Raw genomic sequence first — 26,680 nt, 5'->3', positions numbered from 1 at the left:
GGTTCAGTGCCTGGCTTCAGTGCTTCGCATATGTGCCACGCAAGCCGCTGTCCGGATCGTCGACGACCAGGCCGTCGGGTCCCACGCGCAGCGCGAGCTTGGAGAACGGCGCCCTCTGGAGGGCTTCCACATTGGTCAACGCAAAGCCCACGAGCCGCGTCTGCGCGCGGCCGGCATCGATGGAAAACCACTGCAACGGCGCCGCGCTGCCGGCGCGGCCCAGCCCGGCGCGCGTCCATGTTTCGCTCGCCGGCATCTCGACGATGGCAGCGCCGTTCTCCTCGCTGACGGCGCTCGCGGTCTTGCCCGAACGCGCTTCGAAACGCACCTCGACATCCCCCATCGGCCCCACGTGCGGCACGCCGACCATGGCGATCCAGCGTCCCGGTTCCACCGGCTCCGTGGCGTTGTAATCGTCGTCGCGGAACAGGCGAAACACCGGCTCTTCCGCACGCGTCGGCGTCAGCACGACGCGATCGTCCTTCTTCGCCCAGGTTCCACGGGCGCCCTGGTCCACGGCGCCGTACATGAGCGCCCATTCGAACGTGCCGTCTTTCCGCAGCAGCAGCTCGGAACCGACTTCGCTGCGCCCCCCTTCGAGGTAATAGTGACCTGCCAGTTCGTCTGCCGGCCCGGCATTGGCGCCCGCGGACAGGAGGAAGCCGGCGACAAGGGCAAGCGACAGCCAGGCTTGGGACAGGGTTCGGTACATGGAGGCTCCTTGAACAAGTCGATGTGACATGAAAGATAACATTGTTTCTTCTTTCTTTTGTCTACGCAAGAATTCAGCGTAGTTCGCTTTCGCCATGCGGACGACGGGACCAGCGGCGGCATGGACCGCGCGCGGGCGTGCGCTACCTCGCGAGGTGCCGTTATGCGCGCAGGGCCGCATCGAACGCATCGCGCCGGGCGACGCGCCGGAACGCCGCAGCGAAGAAAAGCCGCGACGTTTGCGGTACACTGCGCGCTTTTCGATCCCGCCTCTCCATGTTCGCCGTCCCTCCCCTCGACGTCGCCGCCGCCCTCAGGACGCTCGTGCTGACGCTCGACCTGCTCGGCACCTTCGTGTTCGCGCTCAGTGGCGCCGTCGCCGGCGTGCGCCGCCGGCTCGACCTGTTCGGCGTGCTGGTGCTGTCCTTCGTGGCCGCCAACTCCGGCGGCATCGTGCGCGACCTGCTGATCGGCGCCACGCCGCCCGCCGCCATCCGCGACTGGCGCTACCTGGCCGTCTCGCTGCTGGCCGGCGCCCTCATGTTCTTCTGGTACCCCGTCATCAAGCGCCTGCGCCATCCCGTCCTGTTGTTCGACGCGGCCGGGCTGGCGCTGTTCTGCGTGGCCGGCGCCCAGAAGGCCCTCGTGTTCGGCCTGGAACCCGTGATGGCGGCGCTGCTGGGGATGCTGACGGGCGTGGGCGGCGGCGTCGCGCGCGACGTGCTGCTGTCCGAGATTCCGGCGGTGCTGCGGGCGGAGATCTACGCGGTGGCGGCGCTGGCCGGCGCCAGCGTCGTGGTGGCCGGCGCCGCCCTCGGCCTGCCCAGCACGGCGAGCGCCTGTGCCGGCGCGGCGCTGTGCTTCGGCCTGCGCCTGGCCGCGATCCGCTACGACTGGCACCTGCCCGTCGCGCGCGCGTCCGCGCAGGCGGCGGCGGACGCCGACGCGGCCGAGCGGCGCTGACCCAGCCCTGCGTCAGCGCAGGTTGCCCGTGTGCCCCAGCGAATAGCGGCCCGGCTGCGGCCACACGGTCAGGCCATGCGGCTCGCCGCCCACCTTCACCTGGCGCACGCTCCCGTCCCGGGTGTCGAAGCGGTACACGACGTCGTCGAAGCGGCCCGACAGCCACAGCCAGCGGCCGTCGGCGCTGACGTTGCCCATGTCGGGACTGCCGCCGCCCGGGATCGTCCAGCGCGCCACGATCTTCTCGCTGGCGAAGTCCATCACGGCCACGCTGCCCGGTCCGTGGCGCTTGCCGTGGATGCGGTGCGTGCCGCGGTTGGCGATGTACAGGAAGCGGCCGTCGCGGCTCGGATACAGGCCGTGCGTGCCCAGGCCGGCTGGAATGAAGCCGACCTGGCGGAAGCTGGCGCCGTCGATCACGTGCACGCCGTCCGCATCCATGTCCGCCACGTAGAAACGCTTGCCGTCCGGCGAAATGCGCACGTCCTGCGGCATCCCCTTCTTGGCCGTGCACACCTCGTCGGCGCCGGGAATGCCCGGGATGCCCGTCCCGGCCCCTTCGCGCAGGCGCGTCGCGGGCATCGTCAGCTTCAGGTAGCCCGCGACCTTGTGGGCGACCATGTCGATCTTGGCGACGCCGCCGTCGAACTCGCAGGTGAACAGCGCGTAGCGGCCGTCGATCGAGAACTCGGCGTGGTTGATGCCGCCGCACTGCGGCACGTCGATCGCGTACTGCATCGCCATCGTGTGCGGGTCGCGGAAATCCAGCCGGTGGCGCGCCTCGGCCACCACGATGGCCGAACGGCCGTCCGGCGTGAAGTACATATTGTAGGGATCGTCGACGGCGAGGGCCTTGCCGGGCTTGCCCGTGCGCGGGTCGATCGGTGTCAGGCTGCCGTCGTTGCGCCGTTCGGCATTGTTCGCAACCCATAGCGTGCGCAGGTCCCACGATGGAATCACGTGCTGCGGCGCCTCGCCCACCTTGAAGCGGTCCACGACCTTGAGCGTGGCGGGATCGACGACGCTGACGTCGTTGGTGCGCAGGTTCGGCACGTAGATCCGTTCCAGGTCGCCACGGACGGCGGCGGACAGGTGCGCCGGGCCGATCTCGCTGTAGAGGTTGCGGGCGTCGACGACGGGCGGCATGCCGGGCACGGTGGCGACCGGGGCGGACCTGGAGGCGGCGGAGGGTGTCGCCGCCGGGCTGGCGGCGATGGCGGCGGCGATGGCGGAGCCGGCCACGATGAGCGCCAGGCAGGCGCCGGCGGTACGCTTGGAGGACACGATGGACTTGTTCACGGTTGCTTGGACGGGTGTTCGGGTGACTTGGTTTGCCGCGCGGCGCGGATCGCGGCGACGGAGGCATCGACGATGCGCGCCACGCCCAGCTGTCCGAGGGCGGCCGTGGCGCGGGTCGGGTCGCCGCGCACGCCGCCGGCGACACCGGCCCTGGCGCCGGCGGCCAGCTGGTCCTGGCGCACGAGCGACGGGTCGATGGCGAGCGAGAGGGACGTATCGGCGAGGCCGGCGTGCAGGCCGATCTCGGCGTCGCCGTGGCCGCGCCGCTTCAGGTCGGCCACGTAGCCGTCCTGCGTGGCCTCGTAATAGGCGCCCAGCGCATGCGCGCGGCATGCGGGTCCGGCGCCGGCCGCACGGGCCAGATGCGTGGCGGCTTTCTGCTCGCCGGCCTGGTAGCCGCCGTGGTCGCCCAGGAAGAACACGTCGCGGATGCCGTGCGCGCAGAAGCTCCTGGCCGTGGCTTCCAGCACGGTCTCGAACGCGGCCTCGGGAATCGAGATCGTGCCGGCAAACCGCATATGGCCCTGGGGCGGCGCGATCGCGCCTTCGGGAACGTAGGCGATGACGGGCGCGACGACGGCGTCGCCCAGGCGCTCGGCGATGCGGCCGGCCAGCACGCGGGCGCGCACGTTGTGCTTGCCCAGCGCCATGTGCGGGCCGCTCTGCTCGGTGCCGCCGATGGGCACGAGCACGGTGGTGGTGCCGGCGGCGATGCGCGCGGCCAGTTCCGGCGAGGTCAGCTCTTCCACATAGACGCTGGCGGCACCGCCCCCGGCGTGCGCGGCGCCAGCCGCCAGGGCGACGGCCCATGCCAGCGCGGCCAGCCGTCCGCGCCGCAGGTGAAGCATTGGTTCCCGCATTGTTCACATTCCCGATAGTGCTCGACGTCAACACCATTGTAGGCCAAGGGGGCGGACGGGCGCCAATGATGGACAAGCTGTAACGTTCGGTTCGCTGCATCCGGACGGGCGGCGGGCGCGTTTCCCGCGCGCGCGTTGCACGCGTCCCAGGCAAATCGCGGGACCGCCTGCAGAAAAGGGGAAAACGAGGGAAAATGGTGGATTACGTCATTTGGCAGCAACCCTCATGTCCAATTCCGCTTCTCCCTCCCTGCGTCCGCGCGTCGACATCACGCCGAAGCCGCTGGGCGTATCGCTGTTCCTGATCGTGCTCGGGGCCTGGTACCTGGCGCAGGCCGTGAGCCCGCGCCAGGCCGCCCTGTACGTCGTCGGCGCCCTGCTGGGCGTCACCCTGTACCACGCGGCGTTCGGCTTCACCTCGGCCTGGCGCGTCTTCATCGCGGACGGCCGCGGCGCCGGCCTTCGCGCCCAGATGCTGATGCTGGCCGTCGGCGTCGCGCTGTTCTTCCCGGCCCTGTCGGCCGGCACGCTGTTCGGCAATCCCGTCACCGGCCTCGTGCAACCGGCCGGCACCTCCGTGATCGTCGGCGCCTTCATCTTCGGCATCGGCATGCAGCTGGGCGGCGGCTGCGCCTCCGGCACGCTGTACACGGTCGGCGGTGGCAGCACGCGCATGATCGTCACGCTGATCGGCTTCATCGTGGGCTCCCTCATCGGCACCGCGCACATGCCGTTCTGGACGTCGCTGCCGCAACTGAAGCCGATCTCGCTAGTCGGCACGCTGGGCCTGGCGCCCGCGCTGGTGCTCAACTGGATCGTGTTCGCGCTGATCGTGGCCGTGACGGTCGTCGTCGAGAAGCGCCGCCACGGCCGCCTGGTCGCGTCGCACACGCAGCCGAAGCACGTGTCGCCCTGGCTGCACGGCCCGTGGCCGCTGGCCGCCGGCGCCCTCGCCCTCGTCGTGCTGAACTTCGCCACGCTGGCGCTGTCGGGCCGTCCCTGGGGCGTGACGTCGGCGTTCGCGCTGTGGGGCGCCAAAGCCGCTGCCGCCGTCGGCATCGATACCGCGAGCTGGACCTACTGGTCCACCAAGGCCAACGCCGCCGCGCTGGCCGCGCCGATCTCGCAGGACGTGACGTCCGTGATGGACATCGGCATCGTGCTCGGTGCCATGCTGGCGGCGGCGCTGGCCGGCCGTTACGCGCCGGTCTGGCGCATCCCGCTGCGCTCCTTCATCGCGGCCGTCGTCGGCGGCTTGCTGCTGGGTTACGGTGCGCGCCTGGCCTACGGCTGCAATATCGGCGCCTATTTCAGCGGCATCGTGTCGGGCAGCCTGCACGGCTGGCTGTGGCTGGTGGCGGCGTTCGCGGGCAACGTCTTCGGCACCCGCCTGCGTCCGCTGTTCGGGCTCGAGGTCGAGCGCGTGAAGCCGACCGCCTGCTGACTCCCTGGCCAAATAAAAGGCGCTGTCCGCGTTAGTTATGTAAGGTGCGGGCAGCTTGGCGGCAGCGCAGCGCCGCGCGCAGTAGCAAGGTCGGTGTCGTCAGGTACCTGTCGTCCAGGATGCGCTGCCATCCGGAGTAATGGACGAGATAGCGGCTGGCCACGCCACGAAAGCGCAGCAGCCAGGTTTTGAAGCGGCTATGCCATCCGTTCACGTTCTGGATGTGAAGCGCGCCACGTGCGCGGACGCCCGCTTTGACATTCACCGCTTCATGGCTCAATCCTGCCTTCGCCGCGAAGGTCCGGTAGGCGAGCGCCGCATCGCTGATGAGCAGCACGTCCTGAGCCAGGACTGGTCCCAGGCACCGCGCCAGCTGGCTTGCCGTGACGGGGCCCCGGCCCGTATGAAAATCCAGCGTGTGGCCGCTGCGGTCGCGCGCTACCAGCAGGCAGTCGTGCTCGCGATTGATTCCGCGATGCCGGGCCACGCCACCCCGTCTCCTCGGCGGCCGAGTCAAGTGGCGCGAGCCCTTCTGCGATTCGAGCAGGTACGTCTCATCCGCTTCGACGATGGCCGACAATCGCGCGGGTCGCTCGTGCATGGCACCCGGCAGAAAGCGATGACGCCAGCGAAAGCTGGTCGTGCGGTGAACGCCGGTGACCGTGGCGGCATCGCGCACCGTGCGCGACTCCAGCAGGCACTGCAGGTAAGGCAGCCATTGTTCCTTCTTGCGCAGCCGCGCGAGCGGCGTTCCCGTCAAGGCGTTATAGCTGCGCCGGCAGCGGCAACAACGAAAGCGTTGCAAGCCGCTGGCGTGGCCGCAGCGGTGTACGCGGGGGCAGGCGCAATGGGGACATGGGGGCGTGCCGACCGCGCCTGCGATCACGGCCAGGCACTCGCCCGGATGCGCGATGGAGGCCAGCCAGTGGCGCAGCCGCGCCAGATCGTCGATACCTAGTGACAAGCGCTCCAGGGCAGCGAACAAGTCATCGAACGGCATGCTGCGCATTGCGGTTTCCCCATGAGTTACCTCGACCGTGGGTAAGACCGCAGAGATAGCGTCCGGTTCACATAATTAATGCGAACAGCGCCAAATAAAAAGCCGCGGCCCGTTGCTTCAACGGCCGCGGCTTTTTCATTGCCGTCCAGCGGACGTCAGACCTTCGCCGTCGCGCCCGGCGTCGCCGAACGTGCCAGGAAGGCTTGCGTGACTTCCGGCATGTGATCCAGCAGCCAGGCGGCCATCGCCTTTTCCTGCACGATGATCTGCTCGCACGCCGTCTGCGTGGCCGTGTCGCCGACGGCCTGGGCCGCCGCGATCAGGGTCGTGTAGGTGGCGATCTCGATGTTCTCGAACACATAGCCGGCCATGGTGCCCTTGACGACCTCGTCGCTGGCCGTCATGCCGCCGATCGCCTGGCCCATGGCCATCAACTTGCCGCCAAGGTCTTTCACGACGGAATTACTGATATCGCGCCGGCCCAGGATCTCGTCCAGCACACCCTGCTGCCAGCGCGTTTCCTCGATGTGCTGCACGATGCGCTCGCGCAGTGCCGGGTAGTGTTCCAGCCGCTCGGCTTGCGCCTTGAGCATTTTTTCCGCTTGCTGTTCCATGGCGTGCGCATCGCGCAGCCAGTCGTTCAGGTTCTCGTCTGCCGTCGTCGTCATTGCGTTCTCCGGTATCGGTGAGTGGGTGTTCGGCGCGGACTTTCCTGCGCCACATGTCCTGCGAAGCGGTGCCGGCATGCTGCGGCATGGCCGGACGTTCGCCACTGCCCCAGCTTCGCAGACGGCGCTCGCCGCGTTTGTTAAGTAACCCACGCTGGATGAAAACTTTCCCGCTCCGGGATGCGGTATGATCGGCAACAAGCGGAACACATCCCGCGCCACACGGAGCGTGCCATGGGCCAGATCAGCCACCTCGTCGGCAGCCGTACCTACACCTTTTCCGGCTTGCGCGAGCTGCTGGCCAAGGCGACGCCGGCCCGTTCCGGCGACTACCTGGCCGGCGTTGCCGCCACGAGCAGCGAGGAACGTGTGGCCGCGCAGATGGCGCTGGCCGACCTGCCGCTGACGGCCTTCCTGAACGACACCGTCATCCCGTACGAAACGGACGAGGTCACCCGCCTGATCGTCGACAGCCACGACGCCGCCGCCTTCGCCCCCATCCGCGCGCTGACCGTCGGCGCCCTGCGCGACTGGCTGCTGGGCGACGCGGCCGACACGGCGGCGCTTGAGCGCGTCGCGCTGGGGATCACGCCGGAGATGGCCGCCGCCGTCTCGAAGATCATGCGCATCCAGGACCTCGTGCTGGTCGCGCGCAAATGCCGCGTCGTGACGCGCTTTCGCAATACGATCGGCCTGCCCGGCACGCTGTCCACGCGCTTGCAGCCGAACCATCCGTTCGACGACGCGTCCGGCATCGCGGCCAGCCTGTTCGACGGCCTGATGTACGGCAGCGGCGACGCCGTCATCGGCGTCAACCCCGCCACCGACAACGTGCAGCAGGTCGTCAGGCTGGTCGGCATGCTCGACGAGATCATCGCCCGCCATGCGATCCCGACCCAGTCCTGCGTGCTGACCCACGTGACCAACACCATCGCCGCCATCGAACGGGGCGCGCCGGTGGACCTCGTGTTCCAGTCGATCGCCGGCACCCAGGCGGCCAACGCCAGCTTCGGGATCGACCTGGCGCTGCTGCGCGAGGCGCGCGCCGCCGCGCTGTCGCTGGGACGGGGCACGGTGGGAACCAACGTCATGTATTTCGAGACGGGCCAGGGCAGCGCCCTGTCGGCCAACGCCCACCACGGCGTCGACCAGCAGACCTGCGAGGCGCGCGCCTATGCCGTGGCGCGGGCCTTCCAGCCGCTGCTGGTCAACAGCGTCGTCGGCTTCATGGGGCCGGAATACCTGTACGACGGCAAGCAGATCATCCGCGCCGGCCTGGAAGACCATTTCTGCGCCAAGCTGCTGGGCCTGCCGATGGGCTGCGACGTCTGCTACACGAACCACGCGGAGGCGGACCAGGACGACATGGACGTGCTGCTCACGATGCTGGGCACGGCCGGCGTGACCTTCGTGATGGGCGTGCCCGGCGCCGACGACGTCATGCTCAACTACCAGACCACCTCGTTCCACGATGCCCTGTACGCGCGCCGCGCGCTGGGCCTGCAGCCGGCGCCCGAATTCCTCGCCTGGCTGCGCGGCCTGGGCATCTTCACGGACGAGGACCGGGTCACGCTGGGGCGCACGGTGCCGCCGGCCTTCCGCAATCTGCTTGCCTGAGGACAGCGCATGAGCGACACGCCCGCATCGACGAGTCCCTGGGAAGCGCTGCGCCGCTTCACCCCCGCCCGCATCGCGCTGGGCCACAGCGGCATCAGCCAGCGCACGGCGACGCAGCTCGAGTTCCAGCTGGCGCACGCCCGCGCCCGCGACGCCGTCCACGTCCCCCTCGATGCGGCAGCGCTGCAGCAGGCGCTGCAAGGGGTCTGGCCGGGTCCGCCGCCCGTCCTGGCGCACAGCGCGGCCGCGGACCGCCACGTCTACCTGCAGCGGCCCGACCTCGGCCGCCGGCTCGACGATGCCTCGCGCGCCGCGCTGGCCGCCCTGGCCGCCGTGCCATCCTCGGGCGCCGGCCACGACCTGGGCATCGTCGTCGCCGACGGCCTGTCCGCCCCGGCCGTCGCGCGCCACGCGGCCCCGCTGTTGGCCGCGCTCATGGACGCGCTGATGACCCCACTGCCTGGCCGGCCGGCGGAACCCTGGACGCTGGCCCCGCCCGTCATCGTGCGCCAGGGACGCGTGGCCATCGGCGACGAGATCGGCGAACTGCTGGGCGTGCGGCTCGTCGTCGTCCTGATCGGCGAGCGGCCCGGCCTCAGCTCGCCCGACAGCATGGGCCTGTACCTCACCTGGGCGCCGCGCCGCGGCCTGACGGACGAACGCCGCAACTGCATCTCGAACATCCATGCGGCCGGCCTCGGCTACGAGGAGGCGGCCGCCAGGCTGCGCTACCTGATGACGGAAGCGCGCCGGCGCGGCCTGTCCGGCGTCGCGCTGAAGGACGAGACGACCGGGACGGACGACCGCGCCGCGGTCGCAGACGCCGCCCCGCCCCTGCTGCCGTGACCCGTCAGCGGAACGCATAGCGCACGCCGGCACGCAAGGTGCGCGGCGCACCGGGCGCGAAGAAGGTCGCATGGACCACGCTGGCATTGTCGCCGCCGGCCGCAAACGGCCGCGCGATGAAAGTTCCTTCCGGCGTGAGGCCCGTCGCGTTCAACTGGGCCGCCGTCGCATAGCGCCGGTCGAACAGGTTGTCGACCTGGGCGAAGAACCGCAGGCGCGGCGCCGACTCGTAGGTGGTGCCGAGGTCGAACACGGCACGGCCGCTCGTGCGCCCGCTGCCGACGAAATAGGTGCCGTCGGGCTCGTGCGCACCATTCTCGTTGCCGCGCGCCGTCGCCCCGGACACGGCAAGCACGCCCGCCTCCACCAACCAGGCGGGCGTCAACTGCCAGTCGGCGCGCGCCTTGAACACGTGGCGCGGCACCAGCGGAATGCGGTCGCCGGAACGGATGGCGATGTTGCCGTCCTCGTCGGCGCTGCTGTTGGCCTCACCGCCCAGCAGTTCGGCGCTGCGGAACGTCGCATCAAGGTACGTGTAATGGGCGGAAAAGGACAGCGCGCCGGCGCGTCCATCGAGCCCCAGTTCGACGCCCTGGCGCCGCGTCCTGCCGACATTGCGGAAGTAGCCGAAGCCGGCCGCGTCGTCCGCCACGAACAGGATGTCGTCGACGTTATCCGCACGGAACGCGCCGGCACTCAAGTGCGCATTGCCACCGAGCGTACCGCGCATGCCCCCTTCCCAGGTCTTCGTGACCACCTGGCGCAGCGGGGGGTCGCCGGCCATCGCATTGGGCAGCTTGCAGGGGTTCTCCGGGTCGGCGCATCCCAGTTCGATCGCGGTGGGCGTGCGGCTGCCCTCGTTATAGCCGGCGTACAGGTTCAGCGCGCGCGACACCGTCCAGGTGGCGCCGACGGCGGGATTGAAGCGGCTGAAGCGGTGGTCGCCGTCCAGCGAGCCGGGGCCGCCGCCCGGCTGGATGCGGTCGCGGTTGTGCACCGTCGTGCGGTTGTAGCGGCCGGACAGCGTCAGGTCCAGCGCATCGATGCTCACCGTGTCGCTCGCGAACACGCTGGCCGTGCGGGTGCGGCCGCGTAAGTCGACACGGGCATCGATGGGAGCGCCGTCGTCGTCGAACGCGCTGCCGTCCGCGAAGAAATCGACCGGCGTGACGCTGCGGTCCGGGTTCAGGTAGCCGTATTGCGCGGATTGCCGGAAGTCGACGCGGCTCGCATCGAAGGCGGCACCGAGCACGAACTGGTTGGGCCGTCCGCCGATCTGCCCGGACAGGGTGGCTTGCGCGCTTGCCCCGCCCTGCTGCTGGCGGCTGTCGCTGCGGTTGAGCAGGCCGTTGCACTTCTCGGCCGGCTCGTCCTCCAGCAGCACGTTGGCAATGCAGCGCCAGGAGGGGAATGGCGTGTTCGCCGCGTTCGCGCCGATCGTCGGGAAACCCGTGTAGCCGGCGGCCGCCAGCGCCGCCCGTTCCGCGGCGCCGGGCTGGTAGACCGCCTGGTCGAAGGCGTCGTCGTTCATGTCGCCGTTCAGCGTGGCCGTGCGGATGCGGCGGTAGTACAGGTTGCCGCTCAGCTGGACACCGTCCGTCGCCTGTTGGCTACCGGCCAGGTTCAGGAGCAGCGACCGGTTGCGGGTCTGGTCCGGCGACGTATAGATGCTGGCGACATCGCGTTCGAGCGGGCGGCCGTCCTGCAGGCCGTTGCCCGTCAGCTTCGAGCGCGCATGGGCGGCGCTCAGCGCGATCTCCGTGCGGCCGTCCTGCCAGCCGACCTTGGCGAACAGCTGGCCGAGCCGCGACGGCGAAGCGTCGCGCCAGCCGTCCTCGCGGTAGCCCGTTCCCGCGACGTAACAGTGCCAGCCGCGCGCATTGCCGCCGCCGTGTTCGACCTCGACGTCCTTGCGGCCGTAGCGGCCGGCCTGCAGCTGGATGGACGTGCCCGGATCGTGCAGCCCGTCCCTCGTGCGGAGGGCGATGGCGCCACCGAGCGTGTTCAGGCCGAACAGGGGGTTCGAGCCGGGCATCAGGTGGACGGTGGCGATGACGGCGCGCGGGATCAGGTCCCAGCTGACGACGTCGCCGAACGGCTGGTTGATGCGTACGCCGTCCAGGTACACCGACAGGCCCTGCGGCGTGCCGAGCAGCGGCGACGCCGTGAAGCCGCGGAAGCTGACGTCCGGCTGGAAGAGGTTGCCCTGGATGTCGTTGACGAAGACGCTGCCCAGGCGGCGGTTCAGCGCGTCCGGCAGGTTGGCGCCATCCGTGCCCGAGACTTCGGCGCCGTCCAGCGTCTGCACGTTGGCGGGGATCTTCTCGCGCGCCAGGCCCACGCCGGGCAGCGGCGTCAGGCCGATGACCTCGACGACGTGCGGCGCCGCCGTCGCGCCGGCCGGATCGTCCAGCGCCCATGCGGGAGCGCCCGGCCAAGTGGCGGCCACGGCGGCGACCATCGTGGCGAGGCGCGGGCGGGCGGTCGAACGGTGCACCATGGCGGTCGTCTCCTGTGCTGGTCGGGGATGCATCCCTTGCGGACGCTCCGGCCCGCTTTTGCGCCGATTATTCCAAGGCCCCCGCGCGGCCGCTAGGGAATAATTCCCGACCTGCGCCTCGCCGTGTGGCACGGGAGTTGCATCCACGCCCGCAAACGACAACGATGCGAGGAGACCATGGACTTGCGCCGCCGCCTGATCGGCTCCGTCGGCCTGCTGCTGGGCTGCCTGCTGGCCGTGACCGCCGTCATCCAGCTCGTGTCGCTGCGCAGCGACATCGATGCCGAAGTGGGCGCTTCGGCGGAGCTGGTGAGCGTGCTGCTCGCCGCCGGCAATGCCAGCGCGGGCATGGACGAGCTCCTGGCCCGGGCGAAGCTGCGTCACCTGAGCATCCGCACGGCGGCGCAGCCGGCGCCCGCCGATGCGCCCCATCCGCTGCTGGCCCGGCTCGGGCTGGGGCCGGCCGCGCGGCCCGAGCAAGCGATCCGCATCGGCGGCCAGGTGCTGTACATCGCACCGAATCCCCATTCCGAGATCAGCGAGCGGCTACAGGACACTGTCCGGATCTGGAACACCCTGCTGTTCTTTTTCGGAACAACGCTGCTCGTCACCTGGTGGTGCGCCGACCGCGCGCTGGCCCCCGTGCGCGAACTGGAGGCCAGCCTGCACCGGCTGGCACGGGGAGAGGCGGACCCCGCCCTGCCCGCCTTTGCCCTGCGCGAATTCGGCCGCGTGGCGCGCGCCATCGAGCACCTGGCCGGTGCGCTGGCCGCGGCGCGCGCCGCCCAGCACGGCCTGGCCCAGCGCCTGATCACCGTGCAGGAAGACGAGCGCCGCAGCCTGGCACGCGAGCTGCACGACGACATGGGACAGTCGCTGGCGGCCCTGAACGTGACGGCGGCCTACCTGGCGCGCAATGCGGATCGGTTGCCGGGCACCGCGGTGGCCGAGTGCGCGGCCGACCTGCGGCGCGACCTGCGCAGCTGCAGCGAACACCTGCGCGCGATGCTGAGGACGCTGCGCCCGCACGGCCTGCATGCGAGCGGGCTGGCCCAGACGCTGCGCGAGCTGGTGCAGGGCTGGCAGGGCCGCCATACGGAGATCGCCTTCCACCTGGATGTGCCGGACGCGCTGCCCGACATCGACGATGCAACGGCGCTGGCCGTCTACCTTGTGGTGCAGGAAGCCGTGACCAACGTCGTGCGCCACAGCGGCGCCCGCCAGTGCGCGATCCGGCTGGCGGCGGCCGGCCCCGGGCTGTTGCTGGAAGTCGCCGACGACGGCCGCGGCCTGCCCGCCGGCGCGGGCAGCCATGGCGATGGAGGCAAGCATGGCGGCTTGCTGGGCATGCGGGAACGGGTGGCCATGGTCGGCGGCCGCCTGGATGCCGTTCCGGGTCCCTCCGGGGGACTGCGCCTGCGCGCCGCGTTTCCCTTGCAAGCCGCCGCCGCCGCGCCCGTCGCCACCGCCGCAGGAGTCCATCCATGATCCGCATCATCCTCGTCGACGACCACGCCATCGTGCGCAGCGGCTACCGCCGCCTCCTGTCCTCGGAGGCGGACATCGACGTGGTGGGCGAAGCGGCCACTGTGCAGGAAGCGAACGCCCTCGTGCAGCGCGTCCGTCCCGACGTCGCCCTGGTCGACTTGAGCCTGAAGCACAGCAGCGGCCTGGAAGCCATCGCCGGCATGGCGGCGCGCCTGCCGCCGCTGCGCATCCTGGTGCTGTCGATGCACGACGGCGCCGGCCACCTTGCGCAAGCGCTGAAGGCCGGCGCGCACGGCTATCTGACCAAGTGCAGCGAGCCGGAGGAAGTCGTCGACGGCATCCGCGCCGTGATGCGGGGACGGCGGGTGCTGTCGCGCGACATGCAGGACGTCTCGCCCGACGGTGGCGACGGGCCGCTGCACGATTTGAAGCCGCGCGAATTCGAGCTGCTGCGGCTCCTCGTGCAAGGCGAATCCGTGCAGGACATCGCCATTGCACTGCACCTGAGCCCGAAGACGGTCCTGAACTACCTCACCACCATCCGCCAGAAGCTGGGCGCCGACAACGACTTCAAGCTGATGCACCTGGCGGCGCGCTCGGGGCTGGTGGACTTCGGCGCGGCGGCGCCGGCCTGACGCCGGCCGGCATTCAGAACGTCACCGCGCCCCAGGGTTCGGCGCACTTGTGATCCGCCTCGAATGTCGCCAGCGGTTTGATCCCGCCGCCCGAGGCGACGTCCAGGCCCAACACCCGGTCCGGGCCCGTGAACGGGGGCCAGGCGGCCGGCACGTCGGCGCCCCGGTTGGGGTCGCCGCTGCGGGCGAAATTGGTCCAGTAGCGGGTCATCGCCGCCTGCAGCTGGCGCTGCTCGTCGTTGGCGAGCGGCCCCATGTTGTACAGGTACTGGAAGTCGTAGGAATGGCCGGCGCCCTGGGGGAAGCTGAGATAGTACTTGCCTTGGGCGATGCCCACCAGCGGCGTCGCCGTCCGGTCGCGGAATTCGTACATCCAGGCTGGCGACTTCTGGCTCGCCACGCGCTGCGTGACCCGCAGCGCCGGGCAGGCGAAACCGAGGTCGGTGCCCAGCGCGCTGACGGCAAGGCTGGGCTGCAGCGCGGCATCGCTGCCATAGGCGGCCAGCGGATACCAGCGCCCGACGAGGTCGGCGGCGGGAACGCCCGCCCCCGCCGTGAGGCCAGCGACCGTCGGCGCATAGGCCGCGGCCGGCAAGGCGAAGCGCGTATCGGCCGGGTCGAGGTCCGGCGGCGCGGCGGCGGCCCTGCGCGCGGCCTCGGCGATGGCGATATACAGCGTGTACTCGTCGCGGTTGCTGCCGTTGATGAGCGGGACCTTCAGATTCTCGCCCGCCGCGAACGTGGCCTTCACGGACCTGGGCAGCACGCGGCCGTCGACCGACGGCACCATGACCGGCAAGGCCGCGTAGATCGCCTGCGCCAGGTAGGTGCGCACCACCGGTTCCGGCAGGCTGCGCAGGCAGGCCGCCGTCACGGCGCCGGGCGCGCAGACGATGCCCTGGACGCCCGCCGCCTGGGCGGCGCGGAGCGCATCGTCGACGATCGCCGCGCTCGCGCTGCCCATCTGCGCCGCCGTCAGCTGGCGGTCGTTGCCGTAGTTCCCGCTCTGGACGATCGCCTTGTGGAACAGCCCTCTGGAACCGGGAGCGGCAAGATGGGCCATCACGCTGAAGCCGCCGGCCGATTCGCCGAACAGCGTCACGTTGTTGCGGTCCCCGGCAAAGTGCGCGATGTTGTCGCGCACCCAGGTCAATGCGGCCTGCTGGTCCATGATGCCGTAGTTGCCTGCGCTGCCGCCGGCCGCCAGCGCCGGATGCGCGAGGAAGCCCATGGCGCCCAGGCGGTAGGCGACGTTCACGACGATCACGCCCTTCGTCACGAGCGGCGACGGGTCCATGTAGGCGACCGGGCCACCCGTATTGAATGCGCCGCCGTGGATGTTGACCATCACGGGGAACGGGCCCTGTCCGAGGGGCGCGTGGACGTCGAGGTAGAGGCAATCCTCGCTGTCGCCGGGGAGCCGGAACGGGCTTTCGCTGGTCTGCAGGCAGGGCGCGGCGGAGCCGGTCTTCGCCAGCGGGACTTTCCATGCTTGCGGCGGCGCCGGTGCGGCCCAGCGCAGCTCGCCCACGGGCGGCGCGGCGAACGGGATGGCGAAATAGCTGCGCATCCCGGCCCGGTCGACGGCCACGACGTCGCCGGCCGCAATGTGGGCAACGGCGGGGGCAACGGTGGGGACAGTGTCGGGCGCGGGACCGGCCACGTGGTCGTCGCCGTGGCAGGCGGCGAGCATGGCGGCACATGCGAGCGGCAGGAAGGACAAGCACCTCATCAAGCCGTACTTCATCGGGAGGCACGTCATCGAAAGGCACTTCATCGAACGGGTCTTCACTGGTCGGCTCCTTGCGTTGGGCAATCGGATGCTGGCGGAAGGTTGCAGTGCCGGGCTACCGTAGCATATTTACGAAGCGCAATTGCTCACCAAATACCACCACCCCGTGCTAAGGACCTGACAAGCTGTGTCGGCCATGACGAGCGTCCGCGACGCGCCGCGCATAAAAAAAAGCTCGCCGAAGCGAGCTTTTCATGTGCCGTGCCGGATGCTCAGGGCGCCGCCGTCGCGGTGGCGGCAGGCGTTGCCGGCGCCGCGTTCTTCACGTACTTGTCGAACCAGCGCAGCATCTCGTAGACCAGCTGCTCGTTCGACTCGCGCGCCGCGTACCAGTGCGGCTCGTGCGGCAGCATCACCAGGCGCGTGGTGCCGCCGTTGCCGCGGATCGCCTCGTACAGCTTGGTCGATTGCAGCGGGGTCGTGCCGGGATTGGCATCGTCGGCGCCGTGCACGATCAGCAGCGGCGTCTTGAGCTTGTCGGCATAGAAGAAGGTCGAGGCCTTGGTATAGACGTCCGGCGCTTCCCAGACGGAGCGGCGCTCGTTCTGGAAGCCGAACGGCGTCAGCGACTTGTTGTACGATCCGCTCGTGGCCGCGCCGGCGCGGAACAGGTCCGAGTGCGCCAGCAGGTTCGCCGTCATCAGCGCGCCGTGGCTGTGTCCCGTGACGCCCACGCGGTTCGGGTCGGTGACGCCCAGGCGCACGGCCTCGTCGACGGCCGCCCTGGCGTTCGCCACCAGCTGCTCGGTGTAGGTGTCGTAGGCCTTGCGCGGGTCGCCGACGATGGGGAACGCGGCGCTGTCGATGATGGCGTAGCCGGACAGCAGCAGCAGGCGGTACTGGCGCAGGCGCGTGAACGTCGCCTGCGAGCCGGTGGTCTGGCCCGCCTTCGATGCGTCCGCATAATCGAGCGGGTAGGCGTTCAGGATGGTCGGCACGCGCGTACCTTCCTGGTAGCCCGGCGGCGTGTACAGCGTGAACGACAGGTCGATGCCGTCGGCGCGCTTGTATTTCACCAGGCGCTTCTTGATCTGGCGGACCTGCGGTACCGGATCGACGAGGTGGGTCAGCGCGGCGCTCGTCGACGCATGGGCCGGCTCGCCGGCCGGCGCAGTGGTCCGGGCACCCACCGTACGCACGAAGGCGTTCGGGGTTTCCGTGGCCGACTGGTACCAGGTCAGCAGGCGCCGCGTATCGTTGCCGGCGAAGCCCATGAACTGCTCGTACGATGCCGCGGTGCTGCGGAACAGGCGCTCGCCCTGCTTCGTGTTCAGGTCGAAGCGGTCGAGGAAGGGACGGTCGCCGTCGGGCGATGCGCCGGCACCGGCCAGATAGATCGCGTCGCCGTCGACGCGGATCACGGAAAAGCCGTTGGCCAGCTGGCGGCGTACCGGCGTGCCCGGATTGGCGTACTGCTCGTCGCTCGACAGGTCCCAGATCAGGCGGCGCGACGCCTGAGCCTGGTCGACGTCGATCTGCCAGGTGCGGCGCCACTTGCGGTTCACGTCATAGTCGTTCAACAGCGCCACGCCCGGCTTCTCGCTCCAGGCCAGTCCCGCGTAGCGCTGCTCGGTGCGCGTGATTTCGACGGGCGCGCCGTCGAACGGCGCCTTCAGCATCATCAGCTTGTCGCGTTCGGCCGTCTTGACATTCGGGTCGCCGCCGTCCAGCGCCTCGGCCCAGACGAGTGTCGCCGCGTCGGTCGGACGCCAGGTGAAGCCGCGCGGGCCCGTCGGCACGCCGCGGTTCGGCACGCGGTCGGCCAGCGGCAGCGCGGCGATCTCGCGCACGACGGGATTGCCCCCCTTGCTGGCGCCCTTGCCGGCCGCCTTCAAGTCCCACAGGTCGACCTGCTTGGGGAACCGGTCGAAGGTCGTGACGTAGGAATACGGCGGGCGGATCTCCGTCACCACCGCATGGCGGCCGTCCGGCGCCACGTCCAGCTCCTCGTACAGGCCGGGCTTGCCGACCGGGGTGATCTTGCCGCTGGCGACGTCCACCAGCGCCAGTTGCGAGGTGCCGTAGTAGTCGAACAGGGCCTCGTCGTGACGGTTGCGCAGCGTGTCGCGGTTCTCGTACGTGCTGCTCTGCCCCTTCGCGCCCAGCGATTCCTGGATGCCAGGACCGTCCGAGCCCGGCGGCGCCTCGGGCGGCGCCTTGTGCGCCGACACCAGCTTGACCAGCAGCGTCTTCTGGTCCGGCATCCACTGCATCTGGTCGCCGAACATCTGGTTCAGGCGCACGCCCGGCAGCTTGCGCACGGCACCCGTGCCGGCCTCGCCGACCCACAGTTCCACCGCATCGGCGGTGATGTTCTCGAACACGAAGCGCTGGCCGTCGGCGCTCCAGACCGGACGGCGCGGGCAGGCATTCGCCGGCAGCTTGACGGACGTCTGTTTGCCGTCGGCGACCTGCACCAGGTCGATGGCGCTCACGCAGGGCGGGATGCCGTAGCCGCCCGGGGTGTCGTGCTGGGCGTGGTTGGCCGGTTCGATGCGCACGCCGGCCAGGCGCAGGAACGGCGCGGCCACCTTGGCGATCGAGGGGTAGTCGTCCATCGTCACCAGCATCAGGCGGTCGCGGGTCGGGCTCGGCAGCGGCGAAGGCGGCGGCGGCGCGCGCATCACGTCCAGGATCTCCTTCGGCGGCTGGTTGTAGGCGCTCGGGGCGCCGGCGATGCTCGTCGTGGCCGCTGCCGGTACCTTCGGCGCGGCGAGCGCCGCGGGTGCGATGCCGACCGCAAGCGCCGCGCCCGCGAGGCCGCGCAACAAGTATTTTCCCTGCATGGAATTCTCTCCGTTTTTTATCGATGCGTCACGACACGGACGGGCTGTTCTCCTCGTACGTGACATTTAACATTGCCACAAAAGTGTTTTGATAGCAACGATGAATTTCGCTGAAGAAACTGCAAAGCGCGGCACCAGGTGCATGGCCGCATGCCGGTCCGCTCGATCGTGCGCAAGAGTCGCATGGCCACCCCGGCACGCATCCCGTGTCGAATGGACTGAACCGGCGCGAGGCACTGGGGGCGGCGGCGGCCGAACTGCAGGCTGGCCGGCCCGCCTTCCGGGCGGTGCCAAGCGTCCGTTCCCGCCCTACAATGGGGCCGAGCGGCCGGGCAATCCGCGCCGGCGCCTACAAGGAGAACAGCATGTCCGACGCAAGGGAACGATTCGACGCCATCATCATCGGTGTGGGCCAGGCGGCCTCCGCCCTCGCCAACCGTCTTGCGGGCGCCGGCATGACCGTGGCCGTCATCGAACGCCGCGCGGTCGGCGGCACCTGCGTCAACGTCGGCTGCACGCCGACCAAGTCCATGGTGGCCAGCGCCAGCGTCGCCCGCCTGGCGGCCCGCGCGGCGGAGTATGGCGTGGCCATCCCGGGCACGCCCACCGTCGACATGGCGGCCGTGCACGAGCGCACCAGCGCCATCGTCGCGAAGAGCCGTACGGGACTGGAACGCTGGCTCGGCGGCCTCCCCGGCGTGACGCTGATCCGCGGCCATGCGCGCTTCGAGAGCGCGCGCACCGTGCGGGCGGACGACAGGCTGATCGAGGCCGACAAGGTCTTCATCAACGTGGGCGGGCGCGCCTCCGCGGCGAACATCGAGGGACTCGACGAGGTGCCCTGGCTGAGCAGCAGCGACATGGTGGCGCTGCGCGAGCTGCCGCGCCACCTGGTCGTCATCGGCGGCAGCTACATCGGGCTGGAGTTCGCGCAGATGTTCCGCCGCTTCGGCGCGCAGGTGACCGTGGTCGAGCGCGGCGCGCGCCTGATGCCGCGCGAAGACGCGGAAGTCTCCGACGAGATCCGTGCCATCCTCGAGGCCGAAGGCGTCGTCTTCAAGCTGGACGCGGAATGCATCCGGGTGCGTCCGCATCCGGAGGGCGTGGCCGTAATCACGCACGGCGGCAAGGAAGAGACGATCGGCAGCCACGTGCTGGTGGCGGCGGGCCGCGTGCCCAACACGGACGACCTGGGCCTGGACAAGGCCGGCGTGCGCACGGGCCCGCACGGCCACATCGAGGTGGACGAGCGCCTGGCGACGAACGTGCCCGGCATCTGGGCGCTGGGCGACTGCAACGGCCGCGGCGCATTCACGCACACGGCCTACAATGACTACGAGATCGTCGCCGCCAACCTGCTCGACGGCGAGCCGCGCTCGGTGAACGACCGCATTCCCGTGTACGGCCTGTACATCGACCCGCCGCTCGGCCGCGTCGGCATGACGGAGGAACAGGCGCTGGCGCAGGGGCGCACGGTCCGCGTGGGCAAGCGCCCGATGACGCGCGTGGGCCGCGCCGTCGAGAAGGGCGAGCGCCAGGGCTCCATGCGCATCGTGGCGGACGCCCGGACCGACGAGATCCTCGGCGCCGCCATCCTCGGACCGGGCGGCGACGAGGCCGTGCACATGGTGCTGGCCGCGATGGCGGCGAAGATGACGGCCCGCCAGCTGACCCACGTGGTGGCGATCCACCCGACCGTGTCGGAACTGATTCCCACGATCGCCGGCGAACTGGGCGACGCGGTCGCGCCGCCGGCGCGTGCCGGCTGATTGCACCCGCCGGAGCAAGCCGGCCGAAGTGCGCCGGCCGCCCGGCGCGGCGCCACGTTACTTCTTCATGCGGCCGTTCGAGATGGTACGGAATTCCGGCTCGGGCACGAAGCCGTCGCGGTTCGGCATCTTCACCTTCGGCAGGCTGCGGCGGTCCAGCACCGTGTTCTCGGGCACGACGCCGTTGGCGTTCAGCAGGTAGGCCGCGAGCGCATAGTAGTCGCTGTCGGACAGCGATCCCGGCGCCTGGTAGGGCATGGCGCGGCGGATGTAGTCGTACAGCGTGGTCGCGTACGGCCAGTAGCTGCCCACGGTCTTGATCGGGTGGTCGGTGGCGAGGCTGCCCACGCCGCCCACCAGGCGGTCGTTGATGCCGCCCACGCCGCCCACGCCATGGCAGGCCGCGCAGTTGGCCTCGAACAGCTTCTTGCCCTGGGCGACGCTGCCCTTGCCTTCGGGCAGGCCGGTGCCGTCGGGCAGCACGTCGATATTCCACGACTTGACCTCGGCCGGCGTCGCCGGACGACCGAATTGCGCGGCGGCGTCAGGAGCGGCGGCGTGGACCTGGGCGCCGATCGCCAGCGCGGCGCATGCGAGCAAATGCTTAGGCGAGGACATTGGTCACCTTTCCTTCCGTATCGATGCCCCAGGTCTGCTGGGCGTTGTAGTGGAACAGTGCGTTTTCGCCCATCATGGCGACGAACGCCTCGCGGGTGGGCTGCACGAAGCCCTTGTCGTCGGTGGCGCGGCTGACGATGCGGGTGGGCTTGCCGTCCCAGGTCCAGTCGGCGTCGAAGCGCACCTGGGCCTTGTGCAGCACGGGCGCGTTGATGCGCGCCTCGCGCCAGCTGGCCCCGCCGTCCATGCTGACCTCGACCTTGACGATCTTGCCGCGGCCGCTCCAGGCCAGGCCCGTGATGCGGTTGTAGCCGGGACGGATGCGCATGGTGCCGGACGGCGCCGTGATCACCGAGTTGACTTCCTGGTACAGCTGGAACTGGCGTGCCTTCCCGCTTGGCAGCAACTGCGTGTAGCGGTCCGTTTCCCAGCGCGTCATGGTGGGCTGGTTGCCGAACTTCAGGCGGCGCAGCCACTTGATGCTGAGGTTCCCCTCCATGCCCGGGACGAACAGCCGGATCGGGAAGCCGTGGGCCGGGCGCAGCGGTTCGCCGTTCTGCGCATAGGCGACGAAGACTTCGTCGAGGATCTCGTCGGTGAGGGGAATGCTGCGCGCCACGCCCGCCGCATCGCCGCCCTCGGCCAGCATCCAGGTGGACTTCGGATCGGCGCCCACCAGGTCCATCAGGTAGGCCAGTCGCACGCCCGTCCACTCGTGCATGCTCACCAGGCCATGGGTGTCCTGCACGGTCAGGCCGGGATCCGCCTTCTTCCAGTTTTCCCAGCCGTTGCCCGAGCATTCCATGAAATGGATGCGCGAGACGGACGGCATGGCCCGCAGTTCGTCCACGGACAGCACGAGCTCCTTCTTCGTCATGCCGTGGATCAGCAGGCGGTGCTTTGCCGGGTCCAGGTCAGGCGAGCCCGAATGGCTGCGCTCGTAGTGCATGTCCGAGGGCGTGATGGTGCCGGACAGCTTGTCGAGCGGCGTCTTGGAATTGATCGCCAGGCCCAGGTCCACCTTCAGCTTGCCGGGCGCGGCCTCCAGCACCCGGTCCAGGTGCACGTATTGCGAACGTTCGCTCACGGGCCCGACCGGGGGCCCGGGCGCGCGCTGCGGCACGTCGGCCAGCGTGTCGGCCAGCGCGGGTGCCGCGATGATGCCGGCGCCGGCGGCGCCCAGGAACTTGCGCCGCGTGAGCACGGCGCTGGCGCCCAGGAGCGCCTGCTTTTCCTTGTCACTGATGGTCATCGATTGTCTCCACAGGGTAAAAATAGGAAGGGTTGCGTCACGGAGCCGGCGCCGGCTGCACCGCCGCGGCGAGCAGCTTTTCGGCGGGCGCCAGGCGCTCCGTCATGCCGGCCGGCAGGCCGTGGCGGCCTTCCAGGCTGGCGACCGGCTCGTACACGAGCCAGGTCTTGCCTTGTTCGTCCTCGCGCACGAGCACCTTCAGCGGCAGCTCCAGCGCGAAGTCGGGCGCCGCCTGCATCAGCGGCGTGCCCCCTTTCGGATTGCCGTAGACGACGACCGTGGCGGGACGCATCGACAAGCCGGCGTCTCTCGCCCCGGCCTGGTGGTCGATCGTGCCGAAGATGGTCATGCCCTTGCCGGCCAGCGTCGTGCGCAGGCGTGCCAGGGTGTCGGCGAAGGAATAGGGACTGGCGAGTTTCATGGTATGGATCTCCTGCGCGGCGGCCGTGGGGGCGCCCGCGATGACGAAAGCAGCGAGGAAGGAAGCCCGCAGCACCGTCGTGCAGCGCGCGGACAAGGACATCATGTTCATCGATCACCTCTTGCAAAAAAACAGTTCGAACGGGCATCCGGGCCGGCACTGCGCCGGCGCCGGCGCTGGCGACTACAGGCCGAGCAGACGGATCAGCGCATAGCTGGCCGCCGCGAGCCCCAGCAGCGATACGACGACCACTGCCGCCACCCGACCGCCCGCCCGCAGCACGGCGCGCACGTCGACGCCCAGGCCGAGCGCCGCCATCGCCATGATGGTCAGCACGTTGGCCACGTCATGCGCCGGGCCCAGCGCCGCCTGCGGGATCCAGCCAAGGGAACGCAGGACCAGCAGGACGACGAAACCGACGATGAACCACGGCACGAGATGCGACAGGCGGGGACGGCCGCCCCCACCCTTGCCGAACAGCGACAGCACCAGCACCACCGGGCCGAGCATCAGGACGCGCACGAGCTTGACGAGGGTGCCTGCATGCACGCTGGCGCTCGACACCGAGGCCGTCGCGGCGAGCACCTGCGGCACCGCGTAGACGGTCAGGCCGGCGAGCACGCCGTATTCGACGGCCGTCAGCGACAGCACGCCGACCAGCAGCGGCAGGCCGAGCACGACGACGACGCCGAGGACGGCCGTGAACGCAATCGCGGCCGTCACCTCCTTGCCGTCGGCATCGATGACGGGCGCCACCGCGGCGATGGCCGAGTTGCCGCAGATTGCATTGCCGCACGCGATCAGGATGGCCATCTTGCGCGGCAGGCCGGCGAACCGTCCGATGACGTAGCTGAACGCGAGCGCCAGCACGACGACGGCGGCGATGCCGACGACCAGGCCGACCCCGTCCGACAGCAGCGTGCGCGCGCTGACCGAGGCGCCCAGCAGCACCACGGCGATCTCCAGCAGCAGGTGGGCGCCGACGCGGATGCCGGCATCGAAGCGCGCGTCCAGGCGGACCAGCGTGCGGATCGCCGTACCGATCAGGATCGCCAGCACCAGGCTCTCGAGCCAGGCGCGTCCCAGCAGCATGGTCTCTGCACGCTCCACCAGGCAGGCAAGCACGGTCACGCCCGCGCACAGCGCCAGGCCCGGCAGCGCAGCAACGGCATTCGCCCATCCTCGTTTCGTGTCCGCCATCGTCTCCAACGTTTTGTGTATATCGATATGTGTATTTTTGCCTGCGCCGTGCCGCATGCAAACCTCCCAGGCGGAGGGGCGCTTACCCTTCCCGCATGGAGTTGGCCGTACCAGATCCAAAGAAAGTGGTCGGGGCCGGGACGGGTCCCTACAGTCGACGCCTATCGGGACCGTCGCCATCGCACGGCCCTGCCGACGAGGAGCACTGCATGAACGATTCGACCAGCAACGAACGGGACGGCGCGGCGCCCCACGCGCTCGTGATCGGGGGCTCGCTCGGCGGACTGCTGGCCGCCACGACGCTACGCGCGATCGGCTGGCGCGTCGACGTGTTCGAACGCTCGCCGCACGCGCTGGACAGCCGCGGCGGCGGCATCGTGCTGCAGCCGGACGTCCTGCACGCCTTCCGCTTCGCCGGCCTGGCGCGGGGAAACGAGCGGAACAGCCTGGGCGTGGCGTCGGGCGACCGCATCTTCCTCGACCGCGCGGGCGAGGTCGTGCAGCGCGGCTGGCAGCCGCAGACGCAGACGTCGTGGAACATGTTGTACGGGACGATGCGGCGGGCGCTGCCGGACGACTGCGTGCACCAGGGTGCGACGCTGCTGCGCTACGAACAGGACGGCGAGCGGGTGATCGCCCATTTCGCGGACGGAAGCAGTGCGGAAGGCGACCTGCTCGTCGGCGCCGACGGTGCCCGCTCGATGGTGCGCGCCCAGCTGCAGCCGGGCCTGGCGCCCGCCTATGCCGGCTACGTCGCCTGGCGCGGCCTCGTGCCCGAACCGGATCTCGACGCCGCCTCGCGCGCCCTGCTGGACGGCGTGTTCGCGTTCCAGCAGGGCGAGGACCACATGCTGCTCGAGTACCTGGTGCCGGGCGAGGATGGCGCGACCGAGCCGGGGCGGCGCCGCTGGAACTGGGTCTGGTACCGCAAGGTCGATGCGGCGCAGCTGCCTGCTCTGCTCACCGATGCGGGCGGCCGCCCGCACGCGTTCTCGCTGCCGCCGGGCGCCCTGCCCGATGCGCACGCCCGGGCGCTGCGCGCCGACGCCGACGCGCACCTGGCGCCGCCGTTCCGCGCGCTGGTGCACCTTACGGCCGAACCGTTCGTCCAGGCGATCCTGGACCTGGCCGTGCCGCGCATGGCATCCGGCCGCGTCGTGCTGGTCGGCGACGCCGCCTTCGTGCCGCGGCCCCATACGGCAGGCAGCACGGCCAAGGCGGCGGCCAACGCGCTGGCGCTCGCGCGGATGCTGCGGCGCACCGACATGCCGCTCGCGCAGCGCCTGCACGAATGGGAAGCGGACCAGCTGCGCGCCGGCCGCGCCATGACCGACTGGGGCCGCGACATGGGCGACCGCATCATGGGCATCCGGCGTTCACCCGCTTGATTGCGCCGCGTGGTCCAGGTGCTCGGCCGGGCTGGCGCATGGCAGGCGGCGGTGTTCGATGAGGCGGCGCAGGCAACGACGGTGCAAAAAGTCTTCAGTTCCGCAAATCGGTCCACGATGTGTTCCCGTTTTCTCTGTTCGTATCTTTGCTTCCAGCGCAACGCTGTTGTCGGCGCCGGACGGATTATCGCCGGCCGCGCCCAACGCTACAGTAACCCATCTTTTCACACGGAGCGTCACCATGACAAGCCTGTTCGACCCCATCCGCCTCGGCGACCTGGTTCTCCCCAACCGCATCGCCATGGCGCCCGTCACCCGCGCGCGCGCCGGCGGCGCAGGCATCCCGAACGCCGACAACGCGGCCTACTACGCGCAGCGCGCCGGCGCGGGACTGATCGTCAGCGAAGCGACCGACGTGTCGATCGACTCGGCCGCGTTCGAACTGGCACCGGGCCTGTACGACGACGCCCAGGCGCTAGGGTGGCGCCGCGTGATGGAAGCCGTGCACGGCGCCGGCGGCACCCTGTTCGCACAGCTGTGGCACAGCGGCCGCGTGAGTTCCTACGCGCTGCTGGACGGCCGCGCGCCGCTGGCGCCGTCCGCCGTGAACGACGACCTGCACCTGCTGCAGGCCTATGGCGCGCTGGCCAATGGCTGGTACACGCGCATCGCCGCCTCGCCGGCGCGGGCCATGACGACGGCCGACATCCACGAGGCGGTCGCCGCCTACCGCGGCGCCGCGCGCCGTGCTGCGCAAGCCGGCATCGACGGCGTCGAGATCCACGCCGCCAACGGCTACCTGCCACAGCAGTTCCTGTCGCCCCATACGAACCGCCGGGACGACGAATTCGGGGGCAACCTCGTCAACCGGGCGCGCTTCCTGGAACTGGTGCTGCGCGCCGTGCTCGAGGAAATGCCGGCCGGCCGCGTGGGCGTGCGCCTGTCGCCGTTCGCCGCCTACAACAATGCGCCGGACCCGGACACCGCCACCACCTACGCCTACGTGGCGCAGCTGCTGGACGATGCCGGCGTCGCCTATATCCACGCGGCCGACACGAATGCCTGGGGTGGCGCGCCGGACATGGACCGCATCCTCGACATCCTGCGTCCGCGGTTCGGCGGCAAGATCATCGCCAACGGCGGCCTCGATCCGGACAGCGGCGCCGCGCTGGTGGCCAGCGGCCGCGCGGACATGGTGTCGTTCGGCCGGCGCTTCATCGCCAACCCCGACCTCGTCGCGCGCATCCGCCAGGGCGGCCCGTACAACGAGCCCGATCCCTTCACCTTCTACGGCGGCGGCGCGGCCGGTTACCTGGACTACCCGACCCTGGCCGGCGCTGGCACGCCGGATCGTATCCTTTGAGATAGCTAGACGCTGGGCGGCGCCGCTCGCCACAATCGCTTATCCGATCACGAGGAACGA

The 26,680-nt window shown here is 70.2% G+C and carries 21 protein-coding genes; 9 read left to right on the top strand and 12 right to left on the bottom strand.

Annotation, left to right across the window (positions count from 1 at the left end; translation table 11 throughout):
* Positions 1–16: 16 nt before the first annotated feature.
* Positions 17–712 (bottom strand): hypothetical protein, encoded by a 696-nt coding sequence (locus ACI1V7_RS05830; RefSeq protein WP_404530799.1) that lies wholly within the window; start codon positions 710–712, stop codon positions 17–19.
* Positions 713–987: 275 nt separating this feature from the next.
* On the opposite strand from ACI1V7_RS05830, the gene ACI1V7_RS05825 reads away from it, so the two are divergent.
* Positions 988–1,674 carry a trimeric intracellular cation channel family protein gene (locus ACI1V7_RS05825; protein ID WP_404530798.1) on the top strand — a complete coding sequence of 229 codons (687 nt, stop codon included), beginning with the start codon at positions 988–990 and terminating at the stop codon, positions 1,672–1,674.
* Positions 1,675–1,686: 12 nt separating this feature from the next.
* On the opposite strand, the gene ACI1V7_RS05820 is transcribed toward ACI1V7_RS05825, so the two are convergent.
* The gene (locus ACI1V7_RS05820; protein WP_404530797.1) at positions 1,687–2,973 is read right to left on the bottom strand and encodes a YncE family protein; all 1,287 of its coding nucleotides are present in this window, start codon (positions 2,971–2,973) and stop codon (positions 1,687–1,689) included.
* Positions 2,970–3,821, bottom strand: a complete 852-nt coding sequence (locus ACI1V7_RS05815; RefSeq protein WP_404530796.1) for a creatininase family protein — start codon at positions 3,819–3,821, stop codon at positions 2,970–2,972. Before ACI1V7_RS05815 ends, ACI1V7_RS05820 begins: the two co-directional genes overlap by 4 nt.
* Before the next feature lie 238 nt (positions 3,822–4,059).
* Here ACI1V7_RS05815 and ACI1V7_RS05810 point away from each other — a divergent pair, with 238 nt between their 5' ends.
* Positions 4,060–5,277: a YeeE/YedE family protein gene (locus ACI1V7_RS05810; protein ID WP_404530795.1), complete on the top strand. Its 1,218-nt coding sequence runs from the start codon at positions 4,060–4,062 to the stop codon at positions 5,275–5,277.
* Positions 5,278–5,308: 31 nt separating this feature from the next.
* On the opposite strand, the gene ACI1V7_RS05805 is transcribed toward ACI1V7_RS05810, so the two are convergent.
* Entirely contained in the window at positions 5,309–6,286 is a 978-nt protein-coding gene (locus ACI1V7_RS05805; RefSeq protein ID WP_404530794.1) for an IS1595 family transposase, read from the bottom strand.
* Positions 6,287–6,432: 146 nt separating this feature from the next.
* Entirely contained in the window at positions 6,433–6,945 is a 513-nt protein-coding gene (locus ACI1V7_RS05800) for a ferritin-like domain-containing protein (RefSeq protein ID WP_404530793.1), read from the bottom strand.
* A 234-nt stretch (positions 6,946–7,179) separates the two neighbouring features.
* Between ACI1V7_RS05800 and ACI1V7_RS05795 the strand changes: the two genes are divergently transcribed.
* Both ACI1V7_RS05795 and eutC read left to right on the top strand, forming a co-directional pair.
* The gene (locus tag ACI1V7_RS05795; protein WP_404530792.1) at positions 7,180–8,562 is read left to right on the top strand and encodes an ethanolamine ammonia-lyase subunit EutB; all 1,383 of its coding nucleotides are present in this window, start codon (positions 7,180–7,182) and stop codon (positions 8,560–8,562) included.
* Positions 8,563–8,571: 9 nt separating this feature from the next.
* Positions 8,572–9,408 (top strand): ethanolamine ammonia-lyase subunit EutC, encoded by an 837-nt coding sequence (gene eutC / locus ACI1V7_RS05790; RefSeq protein WP_404530791.1) that lies wholly within the window; start codon positions 8,572–8,574, stop codon positions 9,406–9,408.
* Between the two features lie 4 nt (positions 9,409–9,412).
* Here the strand turns inward: eutC and ACI1V7_RS05785 are convergent, their stop codons facing one another.
* The gene (locus tag ACI1V7_RS05785) at positions 9,413–11,908 is read right to left on the bottom strand and encodes a TonB-dependent receptor (RefSeq protein ID WP_404530790.1); all 2,496 of its coding nucleotides are present in this window, start codon (positions 11,906–11,908) and stop codon (positions 9,413–9,415) included.
* Positions 11,909–12,085: 177 nt separating this feature from the next.
* Between ACI1V7_RS05785 and ACI1V7_RS05780 the strand changes: the two genes are divergently transcribed.
* Both ACI1V7_RS05780 and ACI1V7_RS05775 read left to right on the top strand, forming a co-directional pair.
* Positions 12,086–13,396: a sensor histidine kinase gene (locus ACI1V7_RS05780; RefSeq protein ID WP_404530789.1), complete on the top strand. Its 1,311-nt coding sequence runs from the start codon at positions 12,086–12,088 to the stop codon at positions 13,394–13,396.
* Entirely contained in the window at positions 13,393–14,031 is a 639-nt protein-coding gene (locus ACI1V7_RS05775) for a response regulator (RefSeq protein ID WP_404530788.1), read from the top strand. Before ACI1V7_RS05780 ends, ACI1V7_RS05775 begins: the two co-directional genes overlap by 4 nt.
* Before the next feature lie 13 nt (positions 14,032–14,044).
* Here the strand turns inward: ACI1V7_RS05775 and ACI1V7_RS05770 are convergent, their stop codons facing one another.
* Complete coding sequence (locus ACI1V7_RS05770) at positions 14,045–15,754, bottom strand: carboxylesterase/lipase family protein (RefSeq protein ID WP_404530787.1); 1,710 nt, start codon at positions 15,752–15,754, stop codon at positions 14,045–14,047.
* Positions 15,755–16,035: 281 nt separating this feature from the next.
* Complete coding sequence (locus ACI1V7_RS05765) at positions 16,036–18,609, bottom strand: alpha/beta hydrolase family protein (protein WP_404530786.1); 2,574 nt, start codon at positions 18,607–18,609, stop codon at positions 16,036–16,038.
* 365 nt (positions 18,610–18,974) lie between these two features.
* Here ACI1V7_RS05765 and ACI1V7_RS05760 point away from each other — a divergent pair, with 365 nt between their 5' ends.
* The gene (locus ACI1V7_RS05760; RefSeq protein ID WP_404530785.1) at positions 18,975–20,378 is read left to right on the top strand and encodes an FAD-containing oxidoreductase; all 1,404 of its coding nucleotides are present in this window, start codon (positions 18,975–18,977) and stop codon (positions 20,376–20,378) included.
* 57 nt (positions 20,379–20,435) lie between these two features.
* On the opposite strand, the gene ACI1V7_RS05755 is transcribed toward ACI1V7_RS05760, so the two are convergent.
* The 4 genes from ACI1V7_RS05755 to ACI1V7_RS05740 all read right to left on the bottom strand — a co-directional run bounded on the left by ACI1V7_RS05755 (position 20,436) and on the right by ACI1V7_RS05740 (position 23,869).
* Positions 20,436–20,996, bottom strand: coding sequence for a c-type cytochrome (locus tag ACI1V7_RS05755; RefSeq protein ID WP_404530784.1), 561 nt, complete (start codon positions 20,994–20,996; stop codon positions 20,436–20,438).
* Positions 20,983–22,248 (bottom strand): sulfite dehydrogenase, encoded by a 1,266-nt coding sequence (soxC, locus tag ACI1V7_RS05750; protein WP_404530783.1) that lies wholly within the window; start codon positions 22,246–22,248, stop codon positions 20,983–20,985. The genes ACI1V7_RS05755 and soxC overlap by 14 nt, the downstream gene beginning before the upstream one ends.
* A 37-nt stretch (positions 22,249–22,285) precedes the next feature.
* Positions 22,286–22,780 carry a DUF302 domain-containing protein gene (locus ACI1V7_RS05745; protein ID WP_404530782.1) on the bottom strand — a complete coding sequence of 165 codons (495 nt, stop codon included), beginning with the start codon at positions 22,778–22,780 and terminating at the stop codon, positions 22,286–22,288.
* Positions 22,781–22,852: 72 nt separating this feature from the next.
* Positions 22,853–23,869 carry a YeiH family protein gene (locus ACI1V7_RS05740; protein ID WP_404530781.1) on the bottom strand — a complete coding sequence of 339 codons (1,017 nt, stop codon included), beginning with the start codon at positions 23,867–23,869 and terminating at the stop codon, positions 22,853–22,855.
* Between the two features lie 209 nt (positions 23,870–24,078).
* On the opposite strand from ACI1V7_RS05740, the gene ACI1V7_RS05735 reads away from it, so the two are divergent.
* Positions 24,079–25,257: an FAD binding domain-containing protein gene (locus ACI1V7_RS05735; RefSeq protein ID WP_404530780.1), complete on the top strand. Its 1,179-nt coding sequence runs from the start codon at positions 24,079–24,081 to the stop codon at positions 25,255–25,257.
* 241 nt (positions 25,258–25,498) lie between these two features.
* Positions 25,499–26,620 carry an alkene reductase gene (locus tag ACI1V7_RS05730; protein ID WP_404530779.1) on the top strand — a complete coding sequence of 374 codons (1,122 nt, stop codon included), beginning with the start codon at positions 25,499–25,501 and terminating at the stop codon, positions 26,618–26,620.
* Positions 26,621–26,680: the final 60 nt, after the last annotated feature.

It is taken from the genome of Massilia paldalensis (assembly GCF_044901715.1).
Taxonomy (GTDB): Bacteria; Pseudomonadota; Gammaproteobacteria; order Burkholderiales; family Burkholderiaceae_D; genus Telluria; species Telluria paldalensis.
Note: the sequence above shows the minus strand (reverse complement) of the source record. Positions and strands in the feature narration are given on the sequence as shown.

What these genes read in the sequence shown, in the direction of transcription:
- ACI1V7_RS05830 (WP_404530799.1), bottom strand. Translation starts at nt 712, where the DNA reads ATGTACCGAACCCTGTCCCAAGCCTGGCTGTCGCTTGCCCTTGTCGCC.
- ACI1V7_RS05825 (WP_404530798.1), top strand. Translation starts at nt 988, where the DNA reads ATGTTCGCCGTCCCTCCCCTCGACGTCGCCGCCGCCCTCAGGACGCTC.
- ACI1V7_RS05815 (WP_404530796.1), bottom strand. Translation starts at nt 3,821, where the DNA reads ATGCTTCACCTGCGGCGCGGACGGCTGGCCGCGCTGGCATGGGCCGTC.
- ACI1V7_RS05810 (WP_404530795.1), top strand. Translation starts at nt 4,060, where the DNA reads ATGTCCAATTCCGCTTCTCCCTCCCTGCGTCCGCGCGTCGACATCACG.
- ACI1V7_RS05805 (WP_404530794.1), bottom strand. Translation starts at nt 6,286, where the DNA reads ATGCGCAGCATGCCGTTCGATGACTTGTTCGCTGCCCTGGAGCGCTTG.
- ACI1V7_RS05800 (WP_404530793.1), bottom strand. Translation starts at nt 6,945, where the DNA reads ATGACGACGACGGCAGACGAGAACCTGAACGACTGGCTGCGCGATGCG.
- ACI1V7_RS05795 (WP_404530792.1), top strand. Translation starts at nt 7,180, where the DNA reads ATGGGCCAGATCAGCCACCTCGTCGGCAGCCGTACCTACACCTTTTCC.
- eutC (WP_404530791.1), top strand. Translation starts at nt 8,572, where the DNA reads ATGAGCGACACGCCCGCATCGACGAGTCCCTGGGAAGCGCTGCGCCGC.
- ACI1V7_RS05785 (WP_404530790.1), bottom strand. Translation starts at nt 11,908, where the DNA reads ATGGTGCACCGTTCGACCGCCCGCCCGCGCCTCGCCACGATGGTCGCC.
- ACI1V7_RS05780 (WP_404530789.1), top strand. Translation starts at nt 12,086, where the DNA reads ATGGACTTGCGCCGCCGCCTGATCGGCTCCGTCGGCCTGCTGCTGGGC.
- ACI1V7_RS05775 (WP_404530788.1), top strand. Translation starts at nt 13,393, where the DNA reads ATGATCCGCATCATCCTCGTCGACGACCACGCCATCGTGCGCAGCGGC.
- ACI1V7_RS05765 (WP_404530786.1), bottom strand. Translation starts at nt 18,609, where the DNA reads ATGCAGGGAAAATACTTGTTGCGCGGCCTCGCGGGCGCGGCGCTTGCG.
- ACI1V7_RS05760 (WP_404530785.1), top strand. Translation starts at nt 18,975, where the DNA reads ATGTCCGACGCAAGGGAACGATTCGACGCCATCATCATCGGTGTGGGC.
- ACI1V7_RS05755 (WP_404530784.1), bottom strand. Translation starts at nt 20,996, where the DNA reads ATGTCCTCGCCTAAGCATTTGCTCGCATGCGCCGCGCTGGCGATCGGC.
- soxC (WP_404530783.1), bottom strand. Translation starts at nt 22,248, where the DNA reads ATGACCATCAGTGACAAGGAAAAGCAGGCGCTCCTGGGCGCCAGCGCC.
- ACI1V7_RS05745 (WP_404530782.1), bottom strand. Translation starts at nt 22,780, where the DNA reads ATGAACATGATGTCCTTGTCCGCGCGCTGCACGACGGTGCTGCGGGCT.
- ACI1V7_RS05740 (WP_404530781.1), bottom strand. Translation starts at nt 23,869, where the DNA reads ATGGCGGACACGAAACGAGGATGGGCGAATGCCGTTGCTGCGCTGCCG.
- ACI1V7_RS05735 (WP_404530780.1), top strand. Translation starts at nt 24,079, where the DNA reads ATGAACGATTCGACCAGCAACGAACGGGACGGCGCGGCGCCCCACGCG.
- ACI1V7_RS05730 (WP_404530779.1), top strand. Translation starts at nt 25,499, where the DNA reads ATGACAAGCCTGTTCGACCCCATCCGCCTCGGCGACCTGGTTCTCCCC.